Source organism: Vibrio sp. Hep-1b-8, assembly GCF_006124995.1.
GTDB lineage: Bacteria > Pseudomonadota > Gammaproteobacteria > Enterobacterales > Vibrionaceae > Vibrio.
This window is the reverse complement of the sequence record NZ_QEWN01000131.1, coordinates 1-7,127: the sequence shown is the minus strand read 5'-3', so window position 1 is coordinate 7,127 and position 7,127 is coordinate 1. Positions and strand designations below refer to the sequence as shown.

6 protein-coding genes are annotated in these 7,127 nt (G+C 47.2%); all 6 read left to right on the top strand.

What is annotated here, in order from left to right:
• Window positions 1–40 precede the first annotated feature (40 nt).
• On the top strand, window positions 41–1,384 hold the full coding sequence (tssI, locus tag DA100_RS17850; protein WP_240800959.1) for a type VI secretion system tip protein TssI/VgrG: 1,344 nt from the start codon (window positions 41–43) through the stop codon (window positions 1,382–1,384).
• Between the two features lie 13 nt (window positions 1,385–1,397).
• A complete protein-coding gene (locus DA100_RS21430; protein ID WP_240800958.1) occupies window positions 1,398–1,583 on the top strand; it encodes a phage baseplate assembly protein V in 186 nt (61 codons plus the stop codon).
• 5 nt (window positions 1,584–1,588) lie between these two features.
• On the top strand, window positions 1,589–2,077 hold the full coding sequence (locus DA100_RS21425; RefSeq protein ID WP_240800957.1) for a DUF2345 domain-containing protein: 489 nt from the start codon (window positions 1,589–1,591) through the stop codon (window positions 2,075–2,077).
• Window positions 2,074–2,751, top strand: a complete 678-nt coding sequence (locus tag DA100_RS17845; protein WP_138973362.1) for a DUF4123 domain-containing protein — start codon at window positions 2,074–2,076, stop codon at window positions 2,749–2,751. The genes DA100_RS21425 and DA100_RS17845 overlap by 4 nt, the downstream gene beginning before the upstream one ends.
• Before the next feature lie 90 nt (window positions 2,752–2,841).
• The gene (locus DA100_RS17840) at window positions 2,842–6,690 is read left to right on the top strand and encodes a hypothetical protein (RefSeq protein ID WP_138973361.1); all 3,849 of its coding nucleotides are present in this window, start codon (window positions 2,842–2,844) and stop codon (window positions 6,688–6,690) included.
• Window positions 6,687–7,127: hypothetical protein (locus DA100_RS17835; protein WP_138973360.1), on the top strand; the 441-nt coding region annotated here is incomplete at its 3' end. The genes DA100_RS17840 and DA100_RS17835, both read left to right, overlap by 4 nt.

The window sequence follows — 7,127 nt, the reverse complement described above, 5'->3', positions numbered from 1 at the left end:
GAAGGTTTTTTGTGTTTAGGGTTAACGATAGGAGAGACGTATGGCGACATTGGCGTACACCATAGATATAGAAGGACTCGGCGATGATGCCTTGGTTGTGACTCAGTTCGATGGGCAAGAGTCCTTGTCTGCCAGCGTGTTTCATCATCGACCTTGTTACGGTTTTTGTTATCAAATCACCTTAGCCAGCCGTCGGCATGACTTAACCGCAGACCAAGTGGTGGATCGGCAGGTCGAGCTGCGTATGTACCGCAACCAAGTGTTGGTGCAGCGCGTACATGGGATAGCGCGCGCGTTCACGCAGGGCAACATTGGTCATCACCATACTCGCTATGCCTTGACGCTGGTACCTGCGCTGGAACGTCTCTCGCTGCGCCACAACAGCCGGATTTTCCAACATAAGACCACGCCTGACATCATCGAGACGCTATTGCAGGAGATGGGCATTCATGACTATGCCTTTTCACTGCAACGCGAGCCGGCTCAACGTGAGTTTTGTGTCCAATACCGTGAAAGTGACCTCGACTTTCTCCACCGCCTCGCCGCGGAAGAAGGCATGGTCTACAGCTTTATTCATGAAGCCGGAAAACACACCTTGCTGTTCAGTGATGCCACTGTGCTGCTGCCCTCCTTAGCTCAGCCTATTCCGTACAACGGGTTAGCGGGTGGTGTCAGCGATGTGCCGTATATCCAAGATTTTTCTTATCAATCCGAGGCCCACGTTAGTGAGGTAGAACTCAAAGACTACAGCTTTAAAAACCCGGCGTATTCCTTTAGCCAATTGGCTCACGGCACGGAGATGGATTACCAACAACCCACTTACGTGCACTTTGATGCGCCAGGTCGCTATAAAGGTGACCCAAATGGCATCGCCTTCACCCGCACTCGCTTGAGTTATCTGCGCCGTAACGCCCAGTTAGCCAAAGGCAAAAGCAACGAATTTTTGCTCCGCTCAGGGTATAAATTTACCTTGAGTGACCACCTCAACACATCCTTTAATCGCGCTTGGCTGCTGGTTCAAGTCAATCACCAAGGCGAACAGGCTCAAGCACTCGAGGAAGAGGGCACGCAAGGCAAGACGACCTACGCCAACCAATGGCAAGCCATCCCCGCTCATCTCAATTGGCAAGCGCAGCCAGAGACCAAACCGAGAGTCGATGGCCCAATGATCGCCACCGTCGTCGGCCCAGAGGGAGAGGAAATCTTCTGTGACGAACATGGTCGCGTGAAAGTCCATTTCCACTGGGATCGCGAAGAGAGAAACCCTGAACATCGTTCATGTTGGGTGCGAGTCTCTCAAGGTTGGGCGGGCAGCCAGTACGGCATGGTCGCTTTACCTCGTATTGGGCACGAAGTGATTAGAGGGAGAAGAAATCTTCTGTGACGAACATGGTCGCGTGAAAGTCCATTTCCACTGGGATCGCGAAGAGAGAAACCCTGAACATCGTTCATGTTGGGTGCGAGTTTCTCAAGGTTGGGCGGGCAGCCAGTACGGCATGGTCGCTTTGCCTCGCATTGGGCACGAAGTGATTGTCTCATTTCTCAATGGTGACCCTGATCAGCCCATCATCACGGGGTGCTGAATGACATGACCACTCATGTCAAGCACGACCAACATATCACAATCGATAACGACCACTTCACTCAGATTAAAAACCGCCACAACCTCACCGTGGAGGGCGAAAGCCGCACTCTGGTCAAACAAGATACCACCTCGATTGTGGAAGGGAGTCTGCATCAAAAAATCGCTCAGTTGCATGCGCTTGAAATTGGCAATGAACTCCACATCAAAGCCGGTATGAAGGTCGTTATCGAAGCGGGCTCTGAAATGACTTTGAAAGCCGGTGGCAGCTTTATAAAACTAGACGCGTCTGGTGTTAGCTTGGTTGGCCCTAGCGTGAATTTAAACTCGGGCGGTAGCCCAGGTAGTGGCAGTGGGTATGGCGGAGAGATAAGCAAGCTGCCAAATGGTTTAGAAACTCAAATGCCCCCACAACCGATAACGCTGCCAGCACAAGCTACTGTGGACGCTAATACCTCATTGCTCAAACCCTGTGAGCAAGGAAAGATAAAATGAAACAGTTGAATATTACCCAATGGCTATATGAACAACGCGAGCTAAACAAAGGCCTCTACGCCATTGTCGACCCACGCTCCCCCCACCAACCTCAGGTCGCTTTCTACCAGTGCGGTGGTGAAGATGGTGGGCCACTAATGAGCTTAGATACTCTGACCAATCCAGAAGATGGCCCTTGGTTACTGCCTGTTAACGCACAGTTTATAGAATGGTGGCAGCAAGATGACCATGCACAAAGCGGTATTATTGTCAGTACCGACTCTGTTCAAAAAGAGCTTCGCGCCCATTTTGCGAGCCTGTTTCAAGCAATGTTACTTGGTGAACGCGTCTTTTTTTCTTTCTATAACCCCGCTTATATTGGCGCAATGCTGCCGCGTTTACTCCCTGAAGAAGTCAGTCAGTTACTCAGGAATCACAGCGTATTAATCCGCTACAATCAGCAGTGGCAAAGCTGGCAAGCAGACACCCCCACCCAGCAAACTTTGGCTCAAGATCAAAATACGCCTTGGTGGATAATTAAAGAGCACCACATTGATAACACAGCTAATGTACCACAAATGGGTGGCGAAACTGTCAGAGGAACGGTTAGCGGTGCTATTAGGGCCAATAGAACAAATCCATTGGTTTTACAGTGGCAAAGAACAAACACTGCTCAACCCATCGCCGCAAAATAGGCCATCACAAAACGAAATAGCATGGTTCCAACTCACTGAGTCGGAGTGGACAATGCTAACCAACGCGTTCAACCCTTCATAGGTAGCCTTATGACCACAACAAATATTGATTTAAACAATACGGATTTCTTACATTGTGAGGCTATCGGAAGTAATGGTGTATCACCATCGCCTTGCGCAGCGAAAGAATACGACGATGTGCTTTATATTCCACAGAATGCTAGCTGGTACCTGATACCACAAGAATATGCAGACAATCTAAAGGAAATCGCAAATCAACTGGATGAAAGCGTTAAGCCTCTCATTGATGCGCTTTACAGTGGTAAAGCGGATGCTAACGAAATTCAGCAAGTCAAACAGTCAGTCCTGCAAAACTTAAATAACAAAGGCGTACTGGAAAGCTATAAGACGCTGTCACATGCGTTTTTTTTAAAAAGCATTGACGATAAAAAGGCTTATGCACAGGCGATCTATGCGCGAGAGTTACTGAAAACGTATGTCAGATTGCTATCAAACTCATCTAAGAGACCTAGGTTTGAGTTGATTAAAGAGGATTTTGACCAAGGAATACAAAGCTATGCCGCTCAACTTGGTTTAACCGAAGCTGACCTTACCAACGGAGCACCAGCGAATCAGGCGATAAAAACGATACAAAGGTTTGTCACTATTGCCCAGACAACGCGAATCGGTAACTCAACACGTTCTGACTTAGTAGCGTTTATCAATAACCATGTTATCAAGGCAATTGAAGAAAAGATTAAAGACTTCGAACATCAAGCTCAACAAACTTCAAAACAACAAGGCTACTCCTGGTATAAAAGTCACAGCAGCCAGGAATTTCGTTTTGTAAAAAACGAGGAAGTTCGCTTAGAAAAGCTATATAAAAGTTATCTCAAGTTACTACCCCACTTTCATCAGCAATATCTCGATGAATCAACCATTGGCAGCATGCAAGAAGAGTTTGCAAAGCACCAGTCGGGTCAATCCTACAACATTATCGCCAGCAACATGTTTAACGTGTTCTTAGAGTTAAACCGACGAGGGGTCGCGTTACCTGAGCAAACCTTGGACAAAAGTGAGCTATTTGCAGACAGCGATGAGGCTCAAAAAGAGTTCGAGAGAATCTATAACGATTTCAGCTTCAAACAACTCGGGGAGTTGATATCCAAAGGCAATACGTTCAAATCTCTCTCTTTGAATCAGCTGCATTATGACAGCGAGAATACCGAACCTAAGCCATTGAGCGCGCTCACTCAAAGTCGTGAAATCGACTTTATTGAAAGTATGGGGTATCTCAATCTACTCAGCCTTGCCCAAACTCTAGATAAACAACTGGCCAGTTACATCAAGCAATTTGTCGAACAAATTATTGGTGGAACCGCATCCACGCAAGGGTATGCGGATGGTGGGTTATATTACCTCATGGCTCTTCGTTATCAGATCAACTACCTGAAACACAAAGCAAAAGTGAACCTAGAATCAGAGAAAATACACTTTTGCAAACTTAACACACCTCAGTTCTCGAAAACGGCGCTCTTGCCGCTCGACGACATCAGTTGGACAAGTCAGGATATTCAACTGACTCAATATAAATTTGCCTGGAAAGAAAGCAACAGCCATATTGTTGAGTTCTTCTTAATGAGTGAGCAAAACAAACCCCGCTACATGTTAAGCAATGAATTAGAGAAGGTAAGCGACTACCTTGCTCTCGGTCTCATCACCGAGCTGAACATAACAGAACGGGGGAAGGCCCAGAGCACCAATACCGATCCTCACCAATTAAAACCAGTGACTTCGGCGCAGTTGAAATCGAAGTTGTCTGGTGCAATCAGCGATGCTCAGGCCGCGGCAAAAGCCAATTCATCCACTAACGTCTCGTTAAGCTCGACGCTTTCTGAGCAGGATATGGATAACTTCACCCAATATACCTCTTTAATCCAACACTCTTACACAGGAGCGGGTGGAGAGGGGCTCAACTATACGGTCAACGCCCAGGCTGAACTGCTGCGTTTTTGTTCCGACTCATTTCGTTGTGAATCGGACTATCCTGCCTCATTCGATGAGCTAGAAAAAGACGCTACTATCGCCTCCCTGAACGCAAGGGCTCAAGTTGACCTTGCCGCTGGCTTTATAAAAGTGCATCAAATGTTACCGAGCCGAAATGGCTTCTCAATGATGCTTCCGGCGGTAAAACAAGCGGCGGGCAGTGAAACGTCAACTTACTTTCACCTTGGGCAACTGCGCAATGATTGTGATATGACCTTTTATGGCAGTGTTGGAGTCGGGTTATCGCTGGCGAGCTCCATTAACCTCTCTTCGGTCGATGCAGCGGTTCATCTGCAACCCGTTATCCCCGCAGACACCTCTATCAAGTTACCCGATGGTGGCTCTATTCAAGGACAAGTCGACCTGTTTGCCGGGGCGAGAATAGGGCAGGCAGTCAGCTCTCAGGTGAAATGGTGCAAGCCGAATGAACAAGCCAGCGCCAAAAATTGGATCGCCAGCCTGAGTGAGGCACAACGTAACACTCTATTGAATACCACACGATACAGTGAGACCCCTGATACAAACTGGAAACCGCTTGGCCGCCTTGGGCGTTCGGTAGAATTGAGATTTGGCATCGGCATCCGCGGTGCATTCCAGTTTGGCTACGTCAATAAGCAGTATGTACTCAAAGTTGGTGGAGGCTTTACTTATGGCGTTGGTGGCGCACTGGATTACACCATTGCCTTGTACCCGGAATCTTTACTAGACATAGTCAATGCTCTAACTGAAGTCTTAGCCAGAGAAGACTTTCGCCGGGTGGAAATGTTTACCGAACAAGATGAGGACGGCACACTAGACGGATTTAAAGTCCTCAACACCTTGATCACCATGACCATGGTAACTGGTCTTGATATCACCCAGTTGGCTTTACTCGATATGACCGAAGTGATCGAGCAGGAGCAGAATGTGCTCCTCCATCAGCACAGTGATACGGTGGCTCAACAAGTATTGTTGTATTTTCAAAAGAATGGTCGTTCAGACAAAACCATGCCTTGGTTTAACAATATTCCACCAGAAGCCAGAGCCCGATTACTCTATACCCTAGTAAAAGAGGAAGACGCGTTAACCCCAGAGCTTTTTGAGCGCATCGAACAGGTCAATACTTTAGGCAGAAGAGCCAAACCGTTAGAGGAGTACGAGAAAAACCAACTCAGAGTTGGGATTGGCCAGGAAGTGGAACGCTGGGTCGCCGTAGCGCGCTTACTTGAGGCATGGTCCAGTGAGCATATGGTGGTTCACAGAAAGCTCAATCGCCAAGTGGAAGAGACCTTTAGCCGCTTTAACTCTCGAGGGCAAACCATGCTCGCTCACCCCTACGGCAATAAAATTATGCCGATCGTGGTATGGGAAAGATTAAAGGGCTTCCTACAACGGATGATTAAATGCCAGCTTCGAGATATTGAAGTACTTGGTGATGGTCTATATGGAGACAATTTGATGTCTGATGAGACTCAAAGATACATTGCACTTGTTTCTTCGATTATCAAAAATTTTAATGACTATTTTTCCGCCTATAACAAATACGAGCAAAAGACCTACCAGGTTCAAGGCCAACAATCGACCTACTATATCTATAACGAGATCAATGAGCAGGAAAAACAAACGGCTCCAGCGCAATGGTTGGATCAAGCCCAGCAGTTTGGCTACTACCATCTCGCACGTAAAGAGATCTTCCCCCAAGATTATGCCGATGCATCCATGTTATTTAGCAACCCAAAACAGTGGTTCAGTGACCGTATAGACGAGGCGAAACAAGAGGTTAACCAGCTAATTGAAGAGTTAACCGGTATTGACGATGGCTTGGGCAAGATCAACAATCTAAACGAAATACATCAAGCGGCTGGTAGTGGAGACTACTCGCGCCTATTTGAACTACTCGGAGAGATATCATGAAGTCAATTTGGTTACTTACACTGGTGCTGCTAACAAGTGTCAGCTGGGCGATGGATGAGGAGGATATTCAATATCTCCCTGAGCTACGTTCTGCTGCCTGGTCTCCGGATCTGACCAAAGAAGACATCCGTAAAATGCGAACCGCGATATTTGGTATGACCTACTATGACAGAAGCCAAGCCAGGGAATTACTTCAACCTTACATAGGTGACGCTCGAAATGTGGAAGCGCGCTATATTTATGCGTTAGCATTGGCAGATAGAAACATTAACCAAGCAATAGAAAACTTGAAAGAGCTAAGTATCGAAGGCTACCCCTATGCGTTGGAAACATACGGTGAAGAACGAGTCTGCTCGCTTAAACAGTATCGCGATATATGTGACGAGTTTGGTTTTAATGAAGTGAAAAAGCGCGCTTATCTTGCTTGGGCACGGAAA